At 64.1% G+C, this 23181-nt stretch carries 21 protein-coding genes and 1 pseudogene; 18 read left to right on the plus strand and 4 right to left on the minus strand.

The genetic code is table 11. The annotated features are described in order from the left end of the window. Positions 1-14: 14 nt before the first annotated feature. Positions 15-1292, plus strand: a complete 1278-nt coding sequence (locus ACIGGF_RS08190; protein WP_397520876.1) for an MFS transporter — start codon at positions 15-17, stop codon at positions 1290-1292. A gap of 36 nt (positions 1293-1328) precedes the next feature. On the opposite strand, the gene ACIGGF_RS08195 is transcribed toward ACIGGF_RS08190, so the two are convergent. Next, positions 1329-2054 (minus strand): alpha/beta fold hydrolase, encoded by a 726-nt coding sequence (locus ACIGGF_RS08195; RefSeq protein ID WP_397520877.1) that lies wholly within the window; start codon positions 2052-2054, stop codon positions 1329-1331. A 109-nt stretch (positions 2055-2163) separates the two neighbouring features. Here ACIGGF_RS08195 and ACIGGF_RS08200 point away from each other — a divergent pair, with 109 nt between their 5' ends. The 3 genes from ACIGGF_RS08200 (at position 2164) to ACIGGF_RS08210 (ending at position 5161) form a co-directional block, all read left to right on the plus strand. Then, positions 2164-2652: a nucleoside deaminase gene (locus ACIGGF_RS08200; protein ID WP_397520878.1), complete on the plus strand. Its 489-nt coding sequence runs from the start codon at positions 2164-2166 to the stop codon at positions 2650-2652. A gap of 219 nt (positions 2653-2871) precedes the next feature. Further along, positions 2872-4320 (plus strand): APC family permease, encoded by a 1449-nt coding sequence (locus ACIGGF_RS08205; RefSeq protein ID WP_397520879.1) that lies wholly within the window; start codon positions 2872-2874, stop codon positions 4318-4320. Positions 4321-4324: 4 nt separating this feature from the next. Further along, positions 4325-5161, plus strand: a complete 837-nt coding sequence (locus ACIGGF_RS08210) for an alpha/beta fold hydrolase (RefSeq protein WP_397520880.1) — start codon at positions 4325-4327, stop codon at positions 5159-5161. 105 nt (positions 5162-5266) lie between these two features. Here ACIGGF_RS08210 and ACIGGF_RS08215 read toward each other — a convergent pair whose 3' ends face one another. Further along, positions 5267-7234, minus strand: a complete 1968-nt coding sequence (locus ACIGGF_RS08215; protein WP_397520881.1) for a GMC family oxidoreductase N-terminal domain-containing protein — start codon at positions 7232-7234, stop codon at positions 5267-5269. Positions 7235-7495: 261 nt separating this feature from the next. Between ACIGGF_RS08215 and ACIGGF_RS08220 the strand changes: the two genes are divergently transcribed. From ACIGGF_RS08220 to ACIGGF_RS08245, 6 genes and pseudogenes are all read left to right on the plus strand, one after another. Beyond that, positions 7496-9433 carry a primary-amine oxidase gene (locus ACIGGF_RS08220; protein WP_057476461.1) on the plus strand — a complete coding sequence of 646 codons (1938 nt, stop codon included), beginning with the start codon at positions 7496-7498 and terminating at the stop codon, positions 9431-9433. Next, the gene (locus tag ACIGGF_RS08225; RefSeq protein WP_397520882.1) at positions 9424-9930 is read left to right on the plus strand and encodes a hypothetical protein; all 507 of its coding nucleotides are present in this window, start codon (positions 9424-9426) and stop codon (positions 9928-9930) included. Before ACIGGF_RS08220 ends, ACIGGF_RS08225 begins: the two co-directional genes overlap by 10 nt. Before the next feature lie 109 nt (positions 9931-10039). Further along, a pseudogene (locus ACIGGF_RS08230) lies at positions 10040-11152 on the plus strand (multidrug effflux MFS transporter); the annotation flags it as partial. 78 nt (positions 11153-11230) lie between these two features. Beyond that, on the plus strand, positions 11231-12037 hold the full coding sequence (locus tag ACIGGF_RS08235) for a 2-keto-4-pentenoate hydratase (protein WP_397520905.1): 807 nt from the start codon (positions 11231-11233) through the stop codon (positions 12035-12037). 79 nt (positions 12038-12116) lie between these two features. Next, complete coding sequence (locus ACIGGF_RS08240) at positions 12117-13640, plus strand: aldehyde dehydrogenase family protein (protein ID WP_397520883.1); 1524 nt, start codon at positions 12117-12119, stop codon at positions 13638-13640. Positions 13641-13675: 35 nt separating this feature from the next. Beyond that, entirely contained in the window at positions 13676-14272 is a 597-nt protein-coding gene (locus ACIGGF_RS08245) for a TetR/AcrR family transcriptional regulator (RefSeq protein ID WP_397520884.1), read from the plus strand. Here ACIGGF_RS08245 and ACIGGF_RS08250 read toward each other — a convergent pair. Then, positions 14256-14591: a ferredoxin family protein gene (locus tag ACIGGF_RS08250; RefSeq protein ID WP_057476465.1), complete on the minus strand. Its 336-nt coding sequence runs from the start codon at positions 14589-14591 to the stop codon at positions 14256-14258. The genes ACIGGF_RS08245 and ACIGGF_RS08250 overlap by 17 nt on opposite strands. Before the next feature lie 43 nt (positions 14592-14634). Beyond that, positions 14635-15630: an NAD(P)/FAD-dependent oxidoreductase gene (locus ACIGGF_RS08255; RefSeq protein ID WP_397520885.1), complete on the minus strand. Its 996-nt coding sequence runs from the start codon at positions 15628-15630 to the stop codon at positions 14635-14637. Between the two features lie 256 nt (positions 15631-15886). Between ACIGGF_RS08255 and ACIGGF_RS08260 the strand changes: the two genes are divergently transcribed. The 8 genes from ACIGGF_RS08260 to ACIGGF_RS08295 are packed head-to-tail and all read left to right on the plus strand — an operon-like array spanning position 15887 to position 23178. Next, positions 15887-17158, plus strand: coding sequence for a Rieske 2Fe-2S domain-containing protein (locus tag ACIGGF_RS08260; protein ID WP_397520886.1), 1272 nt, complete (start codon positions 15887-15889; stop codon positions 17156-17158). 39 nt (positions 17159-17197) lie between these two features. Then, a complete protein-coding gene (locus tag ACIGGF_RS08265; protein ID WP_397520887.1) occupies positions 17198-18151 on the plus strand; it encodes a catechol 1,2-dioxygenase in 954 nt (317 codons plus the stop codon). Then, positions 18148-19044, plus strand: coding sequence for an alpha/beta fold hydrolase (locus tag ACIGGF_RS08270; RefSeq protein ID WP_222092625.1), 897 nt, complete (start codon positions 18148-18150; stop codon positions 19042-19044). The genes ACIGGF_RS08265 and ACIGGF_RS08270 overlap by 4 nt, the downstream gene beginning before the upstream one ends. A 22-nt stretch (positions 19045-19066) precedes the next feature. Next, entirely contained in the window at positions 19067-19210 is a 144-nt protein-coding gene (locus tag ACIGGF_RS08275) for a hypothetical protein (RefSeq protein ID WP_222092626.1), read from the plus strand. 30 nt (positions 19211-19240) lie between these two features. Then, positions 19241-20116: an alpha/beta fold hydrolase gene (locus tag ACIGGF_RS08280; RefSeq protein WP_222092627.1), complete on the plus strand. Its 876-nt coding sequence runs from the start codon at positions 19241-19243 to the stop codon at positions 20114-20116. Then, positions 20113-21099: a zinc-binding alcohol dehydrogenase family protein gene (locus tag ACIGGF_RS08285; RefSeq protein ID WP_397520888.1), complete on the plus strand. Its 987-nt coding sequence runs from the start codon at positions 20113-20115 to the stop codon at positions 21097-21099. Before ACIGGF_RS08280 ends, ACIGGF_RS08285 begins: the two co-directional genes overlap by 4 nt. After that, positions 21096-22424 (plus strand): M20 family metallopeptidase, encoded by a 1329-nt coding sequence (locus ACIGGF_RS08290; protein ID WP_397520889.1) that lies wholly within the window; start codon positions 21096-21098, stop codon positions 22422-22424. The genes ACIGGF_RS08285 and ACIGGF_RS08290 overlap by 4 nt, the downstream gene beginning before the upstream one ends. After that, positions 22408-23178 (plus strand): IclR family transcriptional regulator, encoded by a 771-nt coding sequence (locus ACIGGF_RS08295; protein WP_397520890.1) that lies wholly within the window; start codon positions 22408-22410, stop codon positions 23176-23178. The genes ACIGGF_RS08290 and ACIGGF_RS08295 overlap by 17 nt, the downstream gene beginning before the upstream one ends. The last annotated feature ends 3 nt before the right edge of the window (positions 23179-23181 follow it).

The raw sequence follows: 23181 nt of genomic DNA on the forward strand, positions 1-23181 counted from the left end.
AGAAAGGCTGTTCCGTGCACGAACGCAGTGCCCGTGTCGATACCGATACGCCCGCCCGCAGTGAGCTCGCAATGAACTGGAAGGTGCTCGCGTTCGCGACAGTGGGTGCCGGACTGGGATTCAGTGCCCTCGGCTACACGCTCGGTCCCTTGATCGTGCCCCTGCAGAACGAGTTCGGTTGGGGCAGAGGGCAGATCACGCTGGCGAGTCTGTGGAGCTCGCTCGGCATGGCAATCGCATTGCCGTTCGCAGGTCCGTTGCTGGACCGGTTCGGTGTCAAACGTGTCGCAGCAGTATCCATTCCCCTGTTCGCCGCGACAATCTTCGCGCTCAGCCGATTCGACGGGGGACTCGGCTTCTTCCTCGTTCTCTACGGCATCACCGGGGTGCTCGGAGTCGGCACCTCGGCAGTGACCTACGCAAAAGCGGTGATCGAGCGCTTCGATCGCAGACGGGGCCTGGCCCTGGGAATCATGGCGACCGGACTCGGACTCGCCGGTCTCGGTCTGCCTCCGCTGATCGCCACGGTCATCGCTGCGGGTGGCTGGCGCGATGCCTATCTCACCCTGGCCGTTCTCACGCTCGTGCCCTTGCTGCTGCTGGCCGTGACGAAATTTCGTGAGCCGACCGGCAGCACGAAGTCCCTCACCTCGAGCCGAGCAGTGGCTCCGAGCGTCCGACAGTCCCTGGCGACGCGTGAGTTCTGGACCCTGGTCGGGTCGTTCTTCCTCCTCGGCTGGGCACTGCTGAGCATGGTCCCGCACTTCATTCCGATGCTGATCGACACCGGTGTGAATCCGGTCCGGGCTGCTCTGCTCGCGTCGTTCGTCGGAATAGGAACAGTCGTCGGACGCCCTGTCCTGGGCTGGTTGATCGACCGGTACTACGCAACGCACGTTGCCATACCCATGTTTCTCGCGGCCGCGTTCGGATGCGTTCTACTGCTGGTCGGGGGAGCGGGGTTCGCTCCGGTGACCGCACTGTTGATCGGGATCGGGTTCGGTGCCGAGATAGACCTCATGTCGTATCTGAGCTCGAAATACATTCACCCGTCGAACTTCGGCACGCTCTACAGTTACATCTACAGTGCGTTCATGATCGGATCGGCGATCGGTCCGGTGGCAGCCGGGTACATCTTCGACAGCAACGGCTCCTACCGTGTCGCACTCGTCATCGCCGCGTCTTTCCTCTGCCTGGGGTCGCTCACACTCGCGTCACTGCCCCGATACGACAAGGGCACCGAGACCACCTCTTCGGTGCGCACAACCGAGGTGCCCGCCGCGGGGCGGTAGGTACGAACTGCGAGACGGTGCTGTAGAAGCCGGCGGTCATTGCGCCGTCACCCGTTTCGCAGTGCGTCGTCGATTCTTGCTCCCACAGCGGCGGCACCGACCGCAGTCATGATCGTGCAGGCGTGGTCGAGACACATCAGCGGGGTGACCGATGTCAGGTCGAGAACATCGATGTCCCGAGGTGAGTACATTCGGTGCCGAATCCGCTCCAACGCTCCACTGCGCGTGCAGGAGTCGTATCGGCATCGTCAGTTCTCGGAACCGTGAAACGCCGAAGAATACGTCCTCGGCGTCGGCGACCACTGCATCGGACGACAGCCGCACCGACCCGTCCACCAGGTCGTGTTCGGCGTACGCACGCAGGAGTGGGTCGCCGCGGTCCAGCAGCGGCAGCGACGTCGACACCAGGAAGTCGACGTAGTCCTCGACGGCGTCGAAGCGCTGCCGAGTTCGCGCGATCCTGTCTGCGAACACCGCTGCCACCGACTCTCGGGTGAGACCGGCGGGCGGTGCTACCGGAACGCCCCCGTCGAGGTCGGCTGCGTGTCGAGCGAGCGACGACGGCCCCGTGACGTCGACGCTGTCGCCTCTGCCGCGCAGGTCGGGTGCAACCAGTGTGAGGTGTGGTGATTCCGCTCGTAGCCAGCCCCACAGCCTGCGTTGGCTGGATACTCCGTGCACCACGACGATGGGCTCACTGGTACCGGTGTGTGTTTCGACGACGAGGTCACCACCGCATACCGCAACGCGACCGACGGTCATGGTGCCGAGACTAGTGAACCCGGCCTCATCCGGGATGAATCCGACGGACGGCCGAGCGGTACGGTCGAACGGTGAACAATTCGACGGTCGACGTGCGCGCTGGCGCGCTGTGAGCATCTCCCCGAGCGACCGCACTTTCCTCTCGCGTGCCGTGGATCTGGCGGCGGAGGCAGCCGATACGGGCAACGATCCGTTCGGTTCGCTACTGGTGTCGAGCAGCGGGGACGTGCTGGCGGAGGACAGGAATCGGGTCGGTGACCGACACGATCCCACGCAACACCCCGAGATCGCTCTCTCGCGATGGGCGGCCACCAACTTGGCTCCCGATGAACGCCGGTCGTCGACGGTCTACACCTCCGGCGAACACTGTGTGATGTGCGCAGCAAGCCACGGGATCGTCGGGCTCGGACGCATCGTGTACGCCACCTCGACCGCCCAGCTGCTCACCTGGCTGAACGAATTCGGAGCGACACCGCTGGCCATCACGCCGGCATCGATCGAGCAGATCGTGCCCGGGATCGTGGTGGACGGGCCGGTCGCCGAGTTCGTCGACACCGTTCGCGATCTGCACAGACGCCGTCACGCACCTGCGGACTAGGTGTGTGAGCGGTGGTGGCGTAATTCCGGTCAGCGAACCGCTCACCGACGGTCCGAAATGGTCGATACTGCAAGCTCACGGCAGGTTCGGAGTCGGTCGAGGTCGGCCCGGTGTCGCTGAGTGGACCTTTCGCGTGGCGACGAGATGAATATCTCTCCACACTGATCGCTATTCGACGGCGCTCGTCGTCCTTTGTGTTCGCAGGAGGAGTTGAAATCTATGGTGCCACGTACGCAGAGCAGTGCATCCACGGCTGAGGGTTCGACCGAGCTCGCGCAGGGAAGCCTCAATGTCGCGCACATCGTGTTCATGGTCATGGCCACGGTCGCGCCCGCCGGAGGCGCGGTTGCGATTCTGCCTCTTGCCATCGGGCTGGGGGTAGGTGTAGGCACACCCGGAATGTACGTGTTCGTACTGGTGATCATGCTCTTGTTCGCCGTCGGTTTCACACGGATGGTCCCCTATGTGCAGAACGCGGGAGCCTTCTTCGCCTATATCGTGCGAGGTCTGGGGCGTCCTGTCGGCTTGGCCGGTGCATACATCGCTACCAGTGCGTACATCGCGCTGGCATGTGCCACCGGCGGCGCGATGGGCTTCTTCGCAGCCGGTAGCGTGAACAAGCTTGTCGGCGTGGATCTTCCATGGTGGTCGTACACCGTGGTGGGTCTGTTGGTCGTGTTCCTGCTGGGCTATCGCAAGATCACCCTTGCCGCGGGCGTACTGGGCGTTGCTCTCGTCGTCGAACTCGTTGTGATTCTGGTACTCGACATCGCCATCATCGCTCGAAACGGAATCGGCAGCTTTCCGATGGAATCGTTCAGTCCCAGCGCAGTCTTCGTTCCCGGAGCCATCGGAGTCGCGATGATCTTCGCGTTCTCGTGCTACCAGGGCTTCGAAGGCACCGCGATCTACGCGGAGGAGGCACGCGATCCCCAGCGCACGGTGCCGCGAGCAACGTACATTTCGATGGGGTGCATCGGCGTATTTTTCGTCCTGACCTCCTGGGCCTTCCTGGCCAGCTCGAGTGGTGCCACCGCCGCGGCCGCCGAAAGTCCGGGCACATTCGTCTACGACCTCAGCGACGAATTCGTCGGTCCGGCATGGACGACAACCCTCGAAGTGTTGATCGTGACCAGTTGCTTCGCCGGAATGCTTGCCTTCCACAACGCAGCGTCACGCTACCTGTTCGCACTGGGCCGGGACGGATTCCTGCCACGGTCGATGCGGACTCTCCATCCGCGTCACCAGTCTCCTGTCGTCGCCGGTTCGTCGAGCTACGTCGTCGAAACGCTCGTTGTCGTGGCATTCGCCATCGCGGGTCTCGACCCGCTGACGAATCTGTCGTCGGCGTTGACCGGCTTCGGGGCGGTGGGCCTGATGGCACTGATCACCACCACGTCCCTCGCAGTCCTGGTGTTCTTCGCTCGACAGCGTGAATTCGGTTGGGCGCGAACAGTTGCGCCGGCTCTTGCGTTGATCGGGTTCGGCACGATCACCTATTTCGCACTGTCGAACTTCCCGGCCATCACCGGTACCGATTCGGCCATCATCAACGGTCTGCCGCTGCTGCATCTGCTCACGATGGTGGTAGGAGTCGGCGTTGCACTGTATGCGCGCAAGAACCGTCAGGAGACCTACGCGAACATGGGACGAACCCTTGTCGACTGAATCCATGCTGCACGACACCGTGACCCTGGTGCGCTTCGGGTACGCCGATACCCCGCTCGGTCAACTGCACTATGCAGAGGCGGGGGTCGACGGTGTGCCGTTGATCTGCCTGCACCAGACCCCGCGTTCGTGGGACGAATTCGCCGAGTTGATGCCGCTCGTCGGGCCGTCCCGTCGCATCATCGCCATGGACATGTACGGGTTCGGTCAGTCGGCCAAACCTGCAGGGCCGCAGACGATCGAGCAGTATGCGTCGGGTGTGCTGCATCTGGCCGACGCGTTGGGTCTCGAACACTTCTCGGTCATGGGTCACCACACCGGCGCCGTAGTGGCGGTGGAGGTTGCCAGTGCGGCACCGGGGCGGGTGAAGTCCGTGATTCTGTCGTCTCCGTCGTATACCGGGCCCGAATACCGCGCCGGCCACGCCGACGGCCCCGGGGTCGACGTCGCGGAAATCGACGATCACGGCGGCCATATCGCGACGTGGTGGGGGCAGCGAGAGCCGTACTACCCGCCGCACCGTCCGGACCTGCTCGATCGCTTCGTCCGTGATGCGCTTGCGCCCGGGGTGGATCCGGCCGAGGGACACATCGCGTGTTCGCGCTACGTCATGGAGGATCGCATCGGTCTCGTGACGGCTCCGGTTCTCATTCTCGGCGGAGACGCGGACCCGTTCTCCTTCCCCGATATCGGTGTCGTTCGAGACGGTCTCGCGAAAGCATCGACTGTCGACATCGTGGTCGTCGAGGGCGGCACCATTCCCATGGTGGAGCAACTCCCGGCACCTGTTGCCACCGCCGTCGTGGGTTTTCTCGACACCCACACGCCCAAGGACGCCTGAACAGATACCGACAAGCTCGAACGCTGGTGTATCGGAAACACACCAGCGTTCGAGCTTTTTCGCGCTCCGAGGAGTCTGCTCAGATCATGGCTGAGTCGAATCCCACTAAGCCGAATCCCACTCCTGCACGATGAATTCCGCGGTGCGGCGTGCGTAGGCTTCGATCGACACCATCGGGTTCACCCCGGGTGCAGTGGGTAGTGCGCTCGCGTCTGCGACGTACACTCCGCAACAATCGTGCAGGCGACCGCGCCCGTTGACCACCGATGTCTCGGGGTCGAGACCGGTTGGGCAGGAGCCGCTCTGGTGGGCCGACAGTGTCAGGATGTCCGCGGCGTCCAAGCTGCCGAGCGTATCGAGAAAGGCATCGAAGTCTTCGCCCTGACGCCAACGAGGGTCGGACGGAAGGAACGTGAAGATCTCCTTGGCACCCGACGCACGGAGGATGCGCGCGAGTTCTTGATGAGTGCGACGGACCACCGCCAGGTCGACTGGGTCGTCGAGACCCCATGTGACGACTGGCATTCCGTGTGCATCGCCGTCCACACGTCCGGAGCCGTGATCGCGAACGAAACCCCAGACCCCGGAGACGTGCTCGAGGCGCAACTGCTCCTGCTTGTGTTGCTCACCGGAGTGCCACGGTGTGAGACCTGTCCAGAAGCCGAGACCCATGGGCGCGGCTTCCACGACGAACCCGTGTTCGCCTTCCACGTGCTCGAAGTCGTGACTGACGCTGGTGAGAATCTGCCCGGCCCAACCCTTCACGACCTCGTCGTAGACTCCGCTGACGAAGTACGAGGGGTGAACGTGCAGGTTTCGACCGACGCTCGGCCCGCCCAACCCTGAACGTTGCAGCAGTACGGGTGAGGCCATTGCACCCGCGGCCACGACGACGATCGGTGCCTCGACGACGATGTCGCGGTCTCCGTCGGGCGTGCTCACCACCGCACGGACGCCGACTGCTCGACCGTCGGCGTGCACGATTTCCCGGACGTCGCAATTGGGTAGCAGCTGGCCGCCCGAGTCGCTGGCATCCTGAAGGAATGTCTTCATCGTGGATTGTTTGCATCCTACGAGGCAACCGGCATTGCACTCCCCGCAGAAGCGGTCGTCGTCGTCTTGTGCGTTGCGTGCCAACGTTTTTCGGTTGAGTCCGGCAGCGTCGAGCCCACGATTGAGAATTCGGTTGACGCTGTTGTGGACGGTGTTGGCGGGTACCGCGTTAATCCGCGCCATCACCGATTCGATATGCGGGCCGAATTCGTCCGAGGACGCGCCCTCCATGCCCGCCTCGGCCCACTCCGCCAGTACGTACTCGGGTGTCGGGAGGCACGCCATGGAGTTGACCGTGGTTCCGCCACCGACGGTCGAGCCCGCCAGCAGGCCGACGCTGGCGTCGGTGGACCAGACGAAGCCGCCGCCGAGATACAGGTTCGGGAACGACAACGCCTCCAGCTGAGGCAGATCGGGCTCGTTCCGATAGGCACCTTTCTCCAGTACGAGAACCCTCATACCCGCGGCCGCAAGACGCGCCGCGACTACGCCGCCGCCCGCACCGGAACCCACCACCACCGCGTCGACCGACAGCGTGGTCGACCCGGATTCGGATAGTTCCGCCACGGTCAGGGTCTTCGGAAATTGCACTGCGGTCGGCGGTTCGAGCAACGGACCGGGGAAGCCGAGTGCCGGCCACGTCGGGTTGCGCGAGGCAGCGTCCGGCACGGTGTAGAACATTGCCAGCACAGTGCTCTGCAGTACCAGGGCACCGGGACGCGTCGACGGGTCGGCGAGCACCGTCAGCCATTGGTCGGCGCGTTGGTGAGCCGGGCTGTCCGCGAACGATTCCGAGAGTCTGTCGAGTACCCGTGCTACGAGGATGCGTACGTGCGGGGCCCAGAGGGGAAGGACGGAGTCGAGAATCCGATCCACCGCGAGATCGGACGCACTCGTGCTCCAGAACACGTGTTCTTCGGTCGTCGCCGCTGGGGGCGGAGAGATCTGCGGAACCAGAGTGTCGCAGAGTGCGGCCAAGATTCGGCGGTTCCAGGATGGTTGTGCGGAATCGACAGTCACCAGAACTCCTTACAGGTCAGAATTTGCCAGTGTTCACCTCGTCCCTCGATCGCAGGCTCGTGCGGTTTCGGTGAGCGAACCACTCGCAGCAGTCCCCACTGTGCTGCTGCCCAGCTGGAGGTGGCGAAGAGGAAGCCGAAATCTCTCGAGGACCGCTGAGCAAAACATCGGGCTGCGCGCTCGACCGCGCGCTGGTTGTGTGGGTAGCACACGCTGGCGACTCGAGATCTCGACCAGATGAATGCTATGAAAGGAACACCAGTGCGTCATCCGCTGTTCGATTCCCTGACATCCGACGAGTTTCGCCGCGTCGCAGATGTGGTTCGTCGTGAAGCCATTGCAGAAAGGCCGGGGTTCGCCGCGGTCTACACCGACGAGCCGGACAAGCGACTGCTCCGTGAAGGTCACGAGATCGCCCGTCGCGCAAGGGTTCTGTTGGTCGATCGGGCATCCGGCACCACACACGATGTCGTCGTCGATCTCGATGCCGACGCCGTCGTGTCGTCTTCGGTGATCACCGACGGGGCTGCACCCGTCCTGCTCGAGGAGTTCGATCTCGCTCCCGACCTGATCAAGCAGGATCCGCGGTACGTCGAGGCGCTTGCGCTGCGCGGCATCACGGACATGGACAAGGTCCAGATCGATCCGTGGGGCGTCGGCAACATGGCCGTTCCCGGTGTGCTCGATTACCCGGTCGACGGCCGACGCCTGGCCGGTTCTGTCTCCTACTACCGCGATTTCCCCGACGACAACGGATACGCGCACCCCATCGAGGGTGTCATCGCTGTGGTCGATCTGGTTGCGAACAAGGTCATCGACGTCCACGACTTCGGTGTTCGTCCGATGAACGTCGAGCAGGCCAACTACACGGCGGACGCGAACCAGCCGATGCGCTCGGACGTCGCCCCGCTCGTCATCACGCAGCCCGAGGGCGTCGGCTTCAAGATCGACGGCCGCGAGCTCACCTGGCAGAAGTGGCGCTTCCGGATCAACTGGCATCCGCTCGAGGGCCTGGTGCTGCATGCAGTGGAGTACCTGGACGGAGACGAGTACCGCTCGGTCCTGCACCGCGCGTCGCTGGGCGAAATGGTCGTACCCTATGGCGATCCGTCCAAGGAGCACTTCTGGCGCAGCGCATTCGACGCCGGTGAGTTCGGCCTCGGCAAGCTCGCCAACTCGCTTCGACTCGGCTGTGACTGCCTCGGTGAGATCGTCTACCTGGACGCGGAGAACGCCGGCGAGAACGGTGAACCCACCACTATCGAGAATGCAATCTGCATCCACGAAGAGGATGCGGGCATCCTGTGGAAGCACACCGACTGGATGACCGGCAAGGTCGATGTGCGTCGTTCGCGTCGCCTGGTCGTCAGCTTCATCGCCACTGTCGGCAACTACCACTACGGCTTCTACTGGAACTTCTACCAGGACGCGTCCATTCAGATGGAGGTCAAGCTGCTGGGGATCGTGCAGACCCGCTCGGTCGAAGAAGGCGAGACCTCTGCGCACGGCACCCGTATCGCGAAGAACATCGTCTCCAGCTACCACCAGCATCTGTTCTCGTTCCGGCTCGATACCGAAATCGACGGATGGCAGAACACCGTCGTACAGAACGATGCCTACGGCGTGCCGGTCGGTCCGGACAACCCCTACGGCAACGCAATCGGAGTCAAGAAAACGGTCATCGACCGCGAGCTGACCGGTGACGACCACACCAACACGCAGTCGTCTCGCAGTTGGCAGATCATGAACACCGCCAAGAAGAACGCATGGGGCAATCCGGTCAGTTACAAGTTCCTGCCCGGTTGGTCGTCGGCCACGATGCTGGCGCAGGATCCCTCACTGATCGCCAAGCGAGCCGGATTCGGCACCCGCAACATGTGGGTGACGCCGTACTCGCCCGCAGAAATGCGCCCGTCGGGTGACTTCCCGAACCAGAGCCGCTCCGGTGACGGTCTTCCCCGATGGACTGCGGAAAATCGCGCGACCGACAACACGGACGTCGTGCTCTGGCACACCTTGGGAGTGACACACATTCCGCGCGCCGAGGACTGGCCCGTCATGCCGACCGAGGTCGTGGGATTCCATCTGCTGCCGGTGAACTTCTTCGACAAGAACCCGGCCTTGGACGTGCCTGCTTCGTCGAGTGCACACGGCGGGAGCACTGCAGGCGACCAGCCGGGCGAAGCGTCATGTCACTGACACTCGGGCCTCCGGTGAACGCGCCGGTCGGGCGCGAAAAGAGCTCGGCCGGAGTCGATTCTGCCCTCGCAGCAGTTGCGATTCTGTGCTTCGTCGTGCACGTTGTGTTGTTGATCGTGACGGGCACGTCGATGCTCGTCATGGTTGTGTCGATGCTCGTCCTGTCCGGCCTGTGCGTGGCGTTCACGTGCAGGAAGGGCAACGGCCACCGGGTACGCGAGTATGCGGTCACCGCCGGTTTCGGTGTCGCGATGCTCACCGTGCACTGGGCGCTCATGTCGACGTCGCTGGGCCACCACAACCACACGTCGGCGGATCCCGCTGCAATGGATCATGCGGCAATGGGGCACGGGGCGATGGACATGGCCGGCTCCGGCAGTGTTCTGTCGGCGGGATCGTTCGAGGGATTGATGCAGGCCGGGTTGTTCTTCGCAGCTCTTCAGGTCGTGTTGGCAGTGGGCGCATCCGTGCGTGCACTGCGTAGCAGCGGTGAGTAGACCCATCGCCGCGACCGACCGCGAACTCGGAAACTCCGGTGCCGACGGCACCGGAGTTTCCGCGTCCACGGTGTCGGCACCATCGGGCCGAGGCCGTCTTCGCTTGGTCGTGATGCTCGGTGCGCTCACCGCACTCGGTCCGTTCACCGTCGACATGTATCTGTCGGCTTTTCCCGTCATCGCAACCGAATTCGCCATTTCGGAGACGGCGGTGCAGTTCACCCTGACCGGCACTCTGATCGGCTTCGCCGTCGGCCAACTGGTGATCGGTCCCATGTCGGATGCACTGGGTAGGCGACGTCCACTGATCGTGGCGTCGCTGCTTCACGTTGCGGCCTCTCTCGGGTGTGTGGTCGCGCCGGGTATCGAGGTGCTGGCCACGCTCCGGGTTCTGCAGGGTTTCGGAGGTGCCGCCGGGGCCGTCCTGGCCATGGCCGTGGTTCGAGACCTGTACCAAGGCAACGCCGCTGCGGTCATGATGTCGCGGTTGATGTTGGTGATGGGCGTGGCGCCGATCCTGGCCCCGTCGATCGGCGGCCTGGTGGTCGAATTGTCGACGTGGCGCGTGATCTTCGTGATCCTCGCGGCTCTGGGACTGGCCGCCGTCGCGATCGGCGCGTTCGCCATGCCCGAAACATTGCCCCCGGCCGCGCGGCAACAGAACGGTGCGCGCACGGTATTGCGGAATTACGCGCGACTCGGCACGGATCGAGCCTTCCTCTCGATGGTGCTCGTGTGCGGCTTGGGCCGAGTGGTGATGTTCTCCTACATCTCCGCCTCGCCGTTCGTCCTGCAAGGTAGCTTCGGGCTCACACCACAGCAATTCGGCATCGCCTTCGCTGTAGGCGCAGTCGTATTGATCGGCTCCTCGCAGCTCAACGTCGTCGTTCTTCGTCGATGGTCGACCCGGACCGTCCTGCTGTCCGCGCTGCTGATCGGCACTGTGGTGGCGGTCGTGTTCGTCGTCCTGGCCGCCACCGGCACCGGCGGATTGGCCGGTTTCGCGGTGCCGGTGCTGCTGATATTGGCCGTGATGGGAACGGTCCTGCCGAACGCCCCGGCACAAGCGCTGGCGGGTTACGGATCCGTGGCCGGTACTGCGTCGGCGTTGATAGGCGGCGTGCAATTCGCCTTCGCCGCGGCAGCCGCGCCGGTCGTCGGTCTGCTCGGCAACGACGCCCTCGCGGTGTCGTTCATGATGGCTTTCGCGGCTTCGGTTGCGTTGCTGCTGGTTCTCTTCGGTACCAGGCCCTCGGTGGGGACCGCTGAGCGAGACACAGTGGTTGTCGGCGACGCCCCTGTGGCCGAAGCTTGCGTCGTGACTGTGAGCCAGAACAACATCGAGGCCGCCGCCGAGCGGTTGAATCACGCTGTGAACAGCGGCGAGACCTGTGAGCCGGTCCGCGACCTGATCGGCCGTGACGACGTGACCGCGGCCTATGCGGTACAGGAAATCATCAACAATCAGCGCTTGGATTCCGGCAAGGTCGTGGTCGGCCGAAAGATCGGTTTGACGTCGAAAGCTGTTCAGGCGCAATTGGGTGTCGATCGCCCCGACTTCGGAATGTTGTTCGACGACATGGCCTACGGTGCCGATGCCGTCATTCCCGCCGAGCGGGTGTCGCAGCCGCGCGTCGAGGCCGAGATCGCCTTCGTGCTGCGCGAGGACCTGGCCGATGGGCCTCTCGACGCAGATCGCGTCAGACGTGCCACCGATTACGTGGTCGCGGCGCTCGAGGTCTGCGGTAGCCGAATCAGCAACTGGGACATCAGTTTCGCAGACACCGTGGCCGACAATGCGTCGGCGGGTGCTTACGTACTCGGCGACCGGAAAGTACCACTCGAGGATCTGGACCTGACCGAGGTGGACATGACCATGTCGATCGATGGCACTCAGGTGTCCGAGGGCAACGGTGCTGCCTGCCTCGGCGACCCGGTCGCAGCCGTGGTGTGGCTGGCGCAGACCGCGGCCGATCTCGGTCGTCCGTTGCGTGCCGGACAGGTCGTTCTGTCCGGGGCCTTGGGGCCGATGCGGGCTGTCGCCGCAGGGCAGTCGGTCACGGCCACCCTGACCGGTCTCGGATCGGTGAGCGCTTCCTTCCAGTAGTCAACCGAGTCGACCCGTTCTCCGTGTATCGCGCCGGAAGCGGATTGCACTCGCAACGTGTCACGTCAGAAGGAGAACAATGTCGTCGATCAGCCTCCCGGAAACCGCACGCGCGGCTTTCGTCCCCAGCGGGGATTATCAGCAGTTCATCGGTGGCGACTGGGTGAGCGGCCGCAGCACCTTCGAAGCCATCGACCCCAGTGTCGGCAGTGCCTGGGCGGCTCTGCCGCAGGGCACGGCCGCCGACGCGGAGTCCGCCGTGGGGGCGGCGGTCCGTGCCTTCGGTCAGTGGCGCAGGACGACTCAGGATCAGCGCCAGGCAATCCTGCTGTCGATCGCGGATCGATTCGAGTCCGAGGGCGAGCGTTTCGGTGCCTTGTTGGCGACCGAGAACGGCCGACCGGTCCGCGAAGCAGGCATCGCCGACATTCCTACGGTCGTTGCAATTTTCAGGTTCTACGCGGGCGTGATTCGCGCCTTCAACGGCGAGCAGATTCCGCTGTCGAATCCCGATACCTTGCTGTACACCAAGCGCGAGCCTCTCGGCGTGGTCGCCGCGATCATCTCGTGGAACTCCCCGTTGATCACGTTCGCGAACAAGGTGGCACCCGCACTCGCCGCCGGCAACACCGTGGTCGTCAAGCCCTCGGAGTACGCGTCGGCGAGCATTCTCGAATTCACTCGTCTGATCGGTGACCTGCTGCCGGCCGGTGTACTGAACATCGTCACCGGTCTCGGCCCCGAGACCGGAGCGGCTCTGGTCTCGCACCCCGACGTCGCCAAGATAACGTTCACCGGCGGTCCGGAAACTGCACGGGCAATCCTCGGCTCCGCAGCCCGCACACTGCGACCGAGTCTGATGGAGCTCGGCGGCAAGGGACCGATGATCGTCGCCGCCGACGCAGAACTCGACCTCGCAGTTCAGGACGCGCTGATGGGGATCTTCCTGGCCAATGGTCAGGCGTGCATCGCGGCGTCGCGTCTGTTGCTGCACGAGGACATCCACGACGAGTTCATCGAGCGGTTCGCTGCGGTGGCTCGAAAGATCAAGGTGGGCGACGCGACCGATCCCAGCAGTGAGATGGGTCCGTTGGTGTCGAGTCGTCAACTCGAACTGGTCAGCGGTCACGTCGAACGGGCGCGCGCAGAGGGCGTCTCGGTTGTCGTCGGAGACGAGCCCCTCGATCTCGACGACTCGTTGCACGGCGGCTTCTATCATCGGCCGGTGCTGCTCGCCGATCCCGAGGGCCACGCGACGATCGTGCGGACCGAGGTTTTCGGTCCGGTCACCGTCGCGGAACGCTACCGAACCGACGACGAAGCCATCACGCGCGCGAACGCATCGCCGTACGGCTTGGCGGCCGGAGTCTGGACGCAGAACCTGCGTCGCGCACACCAGTTCGCCGATCGCTTGGACGCGGGGATCGTGTGGGTGAACCGATGGTTCGATCTGCCCCCCGGTATGCCGATGGGCGGCCGAGGCGACAGTGGGTTCGGACGTGAATTGTCGTTCGAGACGCTGCGTGAATACTCCGCAGTCAAGTCGGTCAACATCGATCTCGGAAGCGATCGACCACCGCTGTGGGGATTGGCCGGGCAGTAGCGACGAAGTCGTCGGTGGCGTGATTGGCTGTGGGTATGAACGTTGCCGACGACTCGACGGAACACGACTCCGATCAGTCCACCCGGGATCGACTGCTGGATGCGGCCATCGACATCGCCGGTGAGACCGGGGTGCAGGCTGTCACGTACCGCGCAGTCGCTGCCCGCGTCGGCATGGCGCACGGTTTGGTCCGGCACCACTTCGGCACCCGGGAACAGCTACTGATCGAAGCGTTTCGCCGGGCTGCAATTCAGGATTCGGACGAAGTAGGTCTGGAGGCGAACTCGATCGACGAGTTCGCCTCCAATCTTGTTCCTACGTTGAACAATTCGCGTAAGCGTCAATTGTTGCAATACGACGAGACCACCCAGGCCGTCCGCGGGAATCTACCGATCGAGAACGTGCGTGGGTTGTATCGGCGATACGCCGCTCAGGTCCGCAGCACCCTCGACAATGCCGGCGTGCCCGACCCGGACGGTAGCATCTCCGAGCTGGTGTTCTCCGCCCTGGACGGACTGGTGATGCAACACATGGTGTTTTCCGACGACGCCCGGACCTCGCAGCTGCTGGAGCAGCTGCGAGAGGTCCTTCGACGCCTGGCGACGAACCGATCGATCAGTGATTCGCCGTGAACTCGGTGTCCACGCCCAAGGGTCCCAGTTTCTGAGATCCACCCGGATCGCCGATGGGTTCGCTTCGTCCCGGCAACGGCTCGTTGAAAAAGGCGATGGAATCTGCGACGAATTCTGCGAGCGCGGGATCCTTGCGTGCCTTGCGGTCCACGAAGACGGCGTCCACGGGGCACTCCACTTCGCATGCGCCGCAGTCGATGCACTCGTTGGGATTGATGTAGCTGCGACGGTCGCCGATGTAGATGCAGTCGACGGGGCACACTTCGATGCATGATCGATCGAGTTGATCGATGCAGTTGATTCCGATGACGTAGGACATGCTGGTTCCTCCTGATGTGGTGAGGTCTGGTGTGGTGAGGCGCTCAAGCGCCGTCGGTCGAATGCCCGGGGAAGAGCACGAGGTCGGGGTCGAGGTCGACCGCAACGTGGTTCATCGCGGTGGCAACCTCGCCGAATCCGACCGACATGAGCTTGACCTTGCCGTCGTAGTCGGTCACGTCGCCGGCGGCGTAGACGCGCGGCAGGTTGGTTCGACCCGCACGGTCGACCGCAATGGACCGGCCCCGCAGTTCGAGGTTCCAGTCGCGAATGGGGCCGAGATTGCTGATGAAGCCGAGAGCCGCGATCACGTGATCGGCCGCGACGACGGTTTCCTCGCCGCTCTTCGCCTTGAGCGCCACCTTCGACAGAGACCCGGATTCCAGATCGCCTACGAGAGAGAGGACTTCGGTGTCGGTGTGGATGGCGACCTTGCCCGAACGGACACGCTCGAGGGTTGCAGCATGACCTCGGAACGTGGCTCGTCGGTGTACCAGCGTGACCGATCGTGCGATCGAGGCCAGCGCGTCTGCCCAGTCGAGAGCGGAGTCGCCACCACCGACGATGACGACGTCCTGATCGGCGTGGACGGTGGGATCGGTGACGAAGTAGGAAAGCGCAGATCCGAGCCACTCGGTCCCGGTTTCCATCGCGCGCGGCGTCGGCGTACCGATACCGGCGGTCAGCACCACGGCACCGGCACGAACGATGGTGCCGTCGTCGAGTGTCAGGACCGGCAGCCCGTCCTCGTGGGTCAGCTCGAGGGCCTGACGGCCGAGCAGGTACGTCGGGGAAAAAGCACCGGCCTGCTCCACGAGATTGGCGACGAAGTCCCTACCCCGAATCGACGGCAGTGCGGCCACGTCGCGAATCTGCTTCTCCGGGTACAGGGCCATCACCTGACCGCCGGCCTGGGGGAGTGCATCGATGACTACGGTCTCCAGCCCGCGAAAGCCGGCGTAGTACGCGCCGTAGAGTCCGGTCGGGCCAGCGCCGACGATAGCGACGTCGGTCGTGACGACCGAGGGCTGAATGGTCATCGGGTCTCCTTCGAGTTCGTTGATGTTCTAGGGACAGTAGGCAGCAGCGTCGGATACATCACGTGAATTGGACCGCTGAGCGGAACCGTGCGGTGTTCTCGGGCCGAGGACGCCGGCCGCGGCGGCAAATTCCGGTAGGCGGACCGCTTCGATTGTGGTGTCCACTGCGCAGTGATGTGCTGTGGCCACTCGGAGCGATCAGTCGAGAAGTCGATCGCTTCCCACGACACGAGTGAACTGCACCTGGAGAGCACATATGAGCGAGACGCTGGAACCTCGCGCGGCGTCGACGGTATCGCGCCCTACCGTCGCGACACCGCCGAAAGAGGCGGATCAAGTGAAGACGCCGGCCCAGAAGAAGAAGGACGGCAACCTGCCCGGCAGGCAGGACTGGTCGAGTTGGCCGCTGTATCAGGCAGCCGGAGCCGGTTTCCGTGGCTACTGGTACCCGGTGGTGTTCTCGTCCAAGGTCGGCGAACGCCCCGTGCGGGTCAAGCTGCTCGGCGAGGACATCTTCGTCATCCGCGACCGCGGCGTCGTCCGAGGCATGGCCAACCGGTGCCCCCACCGCGGCGTGCCACTGAGCTACGGCAACAAACAATTTCCCGGCACGATCTCGTGCGTGTATCACGGCTGGACCTTCGACCTCGAGACCGGTGACCTCAAGGCCGCCATCACCGACGGACCCAAGTCGCCGATCTGCGGCAAGGTCACCCAACCGACCTACCACGTAGAAGAACGACTGGGAATGGTCTGGATCTTCGTCGGCGACGGCGAAGAGCCGCACCCCATCGACGAGCAGCTTCCCGAAGAACTGGTCAGCAATGCGGCCGTCATCGGTTCGCGGATCATGCCGCGAGAAGGTAACTGGCGCTTCGCCTGCGAGAACGGTTACGACGAGGGGCATGCGAAATACCTGCACCGAACGGCGCTGTGGCGTCTGTTCAAGGCGATGCCGGTGTGGAACACCACCAAGATCGTCAAGCGAGGTCGCTGGATCTACCGAGTTCAGCTCGAGCAGTTCTGGGATGCGGACTTCCCCGGGCTCGGCAAGTGGACCGGCAAGGCCTGGTTCAAGAGCAATCCGCCGAAGACCACCACGAACATCGGCAACACCGGTTCACACCGTGAGGTCAATGCAGTGATTGCGGCACAGGAGTTCCCGGGTTTCGCGTCGGTGAGTATGCCGGGCGTCCTGCGGATCGCCTACCCCACCTTCATTCACTACGAGTTCTACGTACCGGTCGACGAGGACAACCACCTCTACGTGGGAGTGATGGCGGACTTCCAGAAGGGGCTCAAGACCATTCCCTTCTACTTCAAGTACCTCGGAGCGGTCCGTTGGCTGTTCCACGGTCAGTTCTCCAGCCAGGACAAGTGGATGGTCGAGGTGACCGATGCTCCGCCGGAGAAGCTGTACCGACCCGACGACTCGCTTCTGCAGTGGCGCAAGCTCGCCGAGGACACGACAGAGGATCGGATCGACGCGTTGGCCGAACAGGGCATCGACGTGCCGACCCCGAAATGATCTCATCCTCTGATCCGAGCTCGACCTAAGGAGCAAAATATGTCAATCGTGCTGGGAATCGGGGCATCTCACTCCACGTTGATGAACACGCACTGGGACAAGGTTGTTCACACCGAGCGCGCCGAAGCGTTTCGAGACGGCCTCGCGACTGCCCGCGACCGCATCATCGAGGCACGTCCGGATGTCGTGGTTCTGGTGGGATCCAATCACTTCCGGGGTTTCTGGCTGGACCTGATCCCGTCCTTCACCATGGGCGTCGGTGAAGTGATTGCCGCAGGTGACGGTGGAACACCGAAGGGTCCGCAGAAGACCGATCCGGAGTTCGCTCGTGCGCTCGCTCAGTACCTGGTCGATGCCGGCACCGAGGTCGCGATCTCGGCGCGCCTGCAGATCGATCACGGGCAGTCGCACGCAATCCAGTACCTGCTCGACGGAATCGACGTCCCGGTGGTGCCGTTGGTGGTCAACGTCTTCGCTGCACCCCTGCCGACCCTGCCTCGGGTCGCCGAGCTCGGGCGCAATATCGCCGCGGCGATCGAGAGCCTCGGTGACCGCCGCGTCGTGGTGGTCGCATCGGGTGGACTGTCGCACCAGTTGCCCTGGCCGAGTGACTGGACCGCTCCCGAGGGGGAGGACGAGGAGTTCCTGGTCGAAGCCTGGTTGAACGGACGCGGCGAGTGGGAGCGATACGACAAGCGGCGGCGGGAGATCATCGTCGGTGCGCAGCCGACCATCTTCCCGGAATTCGACGAGCAGTTTCTGCGCGATCTCGAACACGGTGATCTGCAGAAGTACACACAATGGACGTCCGAGCAGATTGCCGAACACGCAGGAAACGGTGGCCAGGAGCTGCGTACGTGGCTGATGATGGCTGCTGCTCTCGGCTTCGCGCCCGGTAAGACCCTTGCGTATTCGCCGATGCCCGAATGGTTGACGGGCATGGGCGTGGCCGTGATCGAACCCGAATCCTCGCCAGGAGAGAAGAACTCATGACTGTCGCAACATCGGCTGCGGTCGGGAAGTCGCCCGCCGCGTCGGCACCCCCGGAAAGCCGCTTCATCGAAGCGGACGGTGCCACCTACCACTACTACGACATCGGCACCGGACAGGACACGATCTTCCTGCACGGTGGCGGGCCAGGATGCACCGCGTGGAGTGACTTCGGTCCCGTAGCACCGTATTTCGAGGCAGACCGACGCTGCGTTCTGGTCGATATCCTGCAGTACGGACAGTCGGAGAAGTGCCTGATCAACGGCCCGATGTGGGACTTCCATGCGGCCAAGACGGTGGCGCTGATGGACGCACTCGGCATCGAACAAGCCGACTTCGTGTGCAACTCGTGGGGTGGAACGATCGCGCTCAACGTGGCGGCCCTCTACCCCGAACGTGTTCGCTCACTGGTGATCACCGGCAGCATGCCGGTGTTCTACGGTCCGCTGGCACCACTTCCCGAACGTGGCCACCGAGGACGAACCGCTCGTGACGTCTACTACGGCGGCGAGGGACCCACCCGCGAGAAGATGCGGACTCTCATCACCCGTCTGGAATGGTGTGATGCCGACCGTCTTCCCGAGGAGACCCTGGACATGCGCTACCAGCAGAGCCTCGATCCCGAGGAAACTGCGCTGGCCGCGATGTCGGACAGCCCCCGCGGCGAATGGCAGGACCTGACACAGCAATTGGGCCTGATCGAGGCACCCACCCTGTTCATCTGGGGGCGAGAGGATGCATTCCTCACCCCCGATTATCCGATGATGCTCGCGCGCATGATCAAACGCGGCAATCTGCATGTGATGGACAACGTCTCGCACCATCTGCAGGAAGAGCGGCCCGCTGCGTACCACGCGGTGGTGTCCGGATTCTTCACTGCCAGCCAACATCCCTGATCGAGCGAACAAGGACACCGTCGTGAAGATTCTGTACATCCCACTGGCCATCGGTACGGGGATCGGCGCGCTGCGCTACTTCAGCGGGCGCCTGGCCACCCACCAGCGTCTGATCCCGAACCCGTTGGCGCACGTCAACACCCAAGTACATCGCATCAACCAATAGCCCCGTATCGACTGAGTAGGAGCATCCAACGTGACGCAGGAACTCGCACGAACAATCTGGACGGAACTGGCCGGGCTGGACTTCAGTGTCAGCACCATCGACGCAGGTGGAATCCCCACCCGATCGCTTCGGGCAGGTAACGGTGCCGAGCACATCGTGTTCTTGCACGGCACCAGCGGTCACCTGGAAGCGTTCATCCAGAACATCAAGCCACACGCAGAGCGCTACACCGTGCACGCCATCGACATGCTCGGCCACGGCTACACCGGAAAGCCGGACTACCCGTACGAAATTCCGCGCTACCGCGATCATCTGCTCGCGTACTTCGACGCCGTCGGAATCGACAAGGCGCACATCGGTGGAGAGTCACTGGGTGGTTGGGTCGGCGGCAGGACCGCAATCGACAACCCGGAACGTGTTGCCTCGCTGCAAATGATCGCGGCCGGTGGAACAGTGGCCAACCCGGAGGTCATGGACCGCATCCGGACGAGCACACGCAAGGCCGTCGAGACCGACGACGTGGAACTGACGCGTCGTCGGATGCAGTTGCTCATGCACGATCCGGCCAACGCGACCGAGGAACTGATCTCGGTTCGGCACACCATCTACCACCAGCCGGACTTCATCGCCGGTATCGACAATCTTTTGTCTCTGCAGAACATGGAGACGCGGCTGCGGAACATCCTCACCCCCGAGGATCTCGCCCAGATCACCGTCCCCACCCTGGTCGTATGGGGTCGCAACAATCCGTTCGGCGATATCCCGGAGGCCAACGCGATGCACCAGAACATCGCCGGTTCCGAGCTGCTGTTGTTCGACAACTGTGGCCACTGGCCCCAGCGTGAGCACGCCGAGGAGTACAACGCCGCCAGTCTCGCGTTCCTCGAGAAGCACCCGGTCGCATGAGTGGGACGATGCGCGCAGCCCGGGTGCACGCGTGGGGCCGGCCTCCGGTCGTCGAGGACGTCGACGTGCCGGTGCCGGCAGCGGGCGAGGCGCTCGTCCGCGTCGAGGCCGCCTCGGTAGCGCACCTGGACGTGACCGTCGCCAGTGGTGAGTTCGGTATCAAGCCGAACCTGCCCTACACCGGAGGCGTGGAGGGCAGCGGCGTCGTCGTCGAGTCCGCCGTCTTCGAACCCGGCACCAAGGTAGTCCTGCGCGGCGGCGGCCTCGGCCTGTTCAAGAACGGAACCTGGGCCGAGTACGTCGTCGTCAAGGACAAGGCGTTGGTCGAGGTTCCCCACGGACTCTCACCGGAGGTCGCTGCCACGTTCTGGGTGCCGACGACCACCGCCCGCGCCGCACTCGTCGACGTCGGCCGTCTCGGCTCGTGGTTGCCCGATGTCGGCAGCGCTGCCGAGGAACACGTCATCGTCGCCGGTGCCGCCGGGGCCGTCGGTTCGATGGTCACCCAGTTGGCCCTGCGGTACGGCGCGAAGGTGACGGCCCTCGTGGCCGACCGCGAGCAGGCTGCGCGGGTCGCCGACGGTGCCACCGCGCTGGTCGCCGACGACGAGGAGCAGTTCGCCGAACTCGCGAAGGAACGCCCGGCCACCTTGCTGGTGGACACACTGGGCGGGTCGAATCTCATCGTCCGGTCCCGTTGGGTGCGTCCCGGGGGACGCGCGGTGTCGATCGGATACGTCACCGGAAACGACGTGTCGATCGGGTTGTCCAACTGGCTGCTCGACGACGTTGCACTGTTGCCGGTCAACATGATTCGGCGCGAAGAGTCCGCTCGTGCCACGGTTCCCGAACTCGCTGCTCTGCTGGCGGCGGGAGATCTGACGCTCGATTACGAGAGCTTCACTCTGGACGAGACCGGCGCTGCGCTCGACAAGCTCGGCGCGGGAAAGGTCCGTGGACGAGCGGTGGTCATTCCCAAGTGACGACCGCGAGCAGAAGGGGCTCCGCCGACGAGGCCATCGAGCGCGTTCTCGCACATCTCACGCGAGGACGTCTGCTCGCTGCCGTCCGCGCGATGGTGGACATCCCCAGCCCCACGGGCGGGGAGGCACAGTTGGCCGAGTGGATCGCGTCGGATCTGGCGTCGGCGGGAGTCGATGCCGAGGTTCAACGCATCGACTCCAGCCAGGCAAATGCCGTCGCGACCGTCCCCGGCGGCGACGGACCGTCCCTTCTGCTCTACGCCCCGATCGATACGTTCACCACCGGAGACCCCGCGCTCGACGTCCCCGGAGCGTCGGTGACGTGGCGGCCCGATCTCGCACCGCGGTCGGTGGTCTCGGGCGACATCGTCGAGGGCCTGGGAGCGGGTAATCCCAAGGGCCACGGCGCAGTGGTGCTGGCTGTGCTGCATGCGTTGCACGCCGCCGGCGTCACCCCGCCTGGCGATGTCGTGGGAGGCTTCGGAGCCGGCGGCATGCCCAGTTTCGCAGTGTCGGGAGTAGGCGCGCCGGACCGCACGAACACCGGCCACGGGGTGGGCGCGGGGTTCATGCTCGAGCGCGGCTACACCACCGACTTCGCCGTCATAGCCAAGCCCGGTTGGACGGTTCTGCACGAGGAAGTGGGGCTCGTGTGGATCGACGTGACCGTGCACGGCGGGCATACCTACGTCGGCAGTCGCCACCGCATTCCGTACAGCAATGCGGTCGCATCTGCCGGCCGCGTGGCCATCGCCCTCGAAGACTGGCTCGACGGTTACGCGCAGCGCCACCGATACGCAACCATGACGCCCCAGGGAATCGTCTCGTCGATCAGCGGCGGCCTCCGACGGCTCGCGGCGTCGACCCCCGCAGCAGTGACGCTTCGACTCGATCTGAGGCTGACGACTCGACAGACGCCGGCGACGGTGCTGCGCGAAGTTCGCGCCATGCTGGCCGGTGTCAGCGAGCAGATCGGCGTCGAGGTGTCGGCACGAGCGGTGGCGGCCATTCCGGCGACCCACACGCCTCCCGGCTCGCCGGTGATCCAGGCGGTAATCGACGCATTCGAGACGGTGTCCGGCTCGCCGCACGAGATCGTCATGGACAACAGTGGGGCAACGGATGCGAATATCCTACGCATGCGCGGCCTACCCACTGCCCGGGTAGGAATGCCGAAAGTACCTGCAGTACCCGACGGTTCGGACATCGACTTCACCCGCGGCATGAACCTGGTCGACGTACGCGAGATGCAGCGGCTGGGCGAGATCCTGGTTCGTACCGTATTCCTTCTGCCCTCGAAAGCCGACCGTGACCAAGCAGGATGACTGTGCCGCACCAGGCGGTGCGAACTCGGTGCTGGGGAAGACGCGGTTGATTCTCGAGGCGTTTCGACTCGACGACGACAGTCTCACGTTGACCGAACTGGCGCAGCGCACCCAGATCTCGAAAGCATCGGTGCACCGGCTGAGCCAGGAGCTTCTCGAATGGGGAATGCTCGAGCGGTCCGGCCTCGAATATCGCCTCGGGATGCGAGCTTTCGAGTTGGGTAGCCGCGTCCCGAGATTGCGGGTCCTGCGCGACGCCGTCAGGCCGTTCATGGAGACACTGCATCACCGCACCCATGAGACCGTGCATCTGGCGGTGCTCGACGGACACGAAGTCCTGTACCTGGAAAAGGTGGCCGGCGGCCCCACTTCTGCTCGTCCGTCACGGATCGCGGGTCGACTTCCGTTGCACTCCACTGCCACCGGCAAAGTGCTGCTTGCGTTCGGGCAGACCAAGCTGTTGAACGATGTGCTAGCCAGGGGCCCGCTCGAGCGCGTCACACCGGCGACGATCGTATTGCCCGGCATGTTGGCCGAGCAGCTTCGTCGGGCACGGGCAGACGGATACGCCTCCGAACGGGAAGAGATGACCGCAGGCTATTGCTCGGTCGCAGCGCCGATCTTCGGGCCCACAGGCCTGTTGTTGGCGGCGGTATCGTTGACCGCGTCGGCTGCCCGATCGGATCTGGCGCACTTGGCGACTCTCGTGAAGTCGTTGAGCGACAACGTCTCGGCTACCGGCGCGGTCAACTGAACC

Source organism: Rhodococcus sp. NPDC078407 (genome assembly GCF_044542515.1).
GTDB lineage: Bacteria > Actinomycetota > Actinomycetes > Mycobacteriales > Mycobacteriaceae > Rhodococcoides.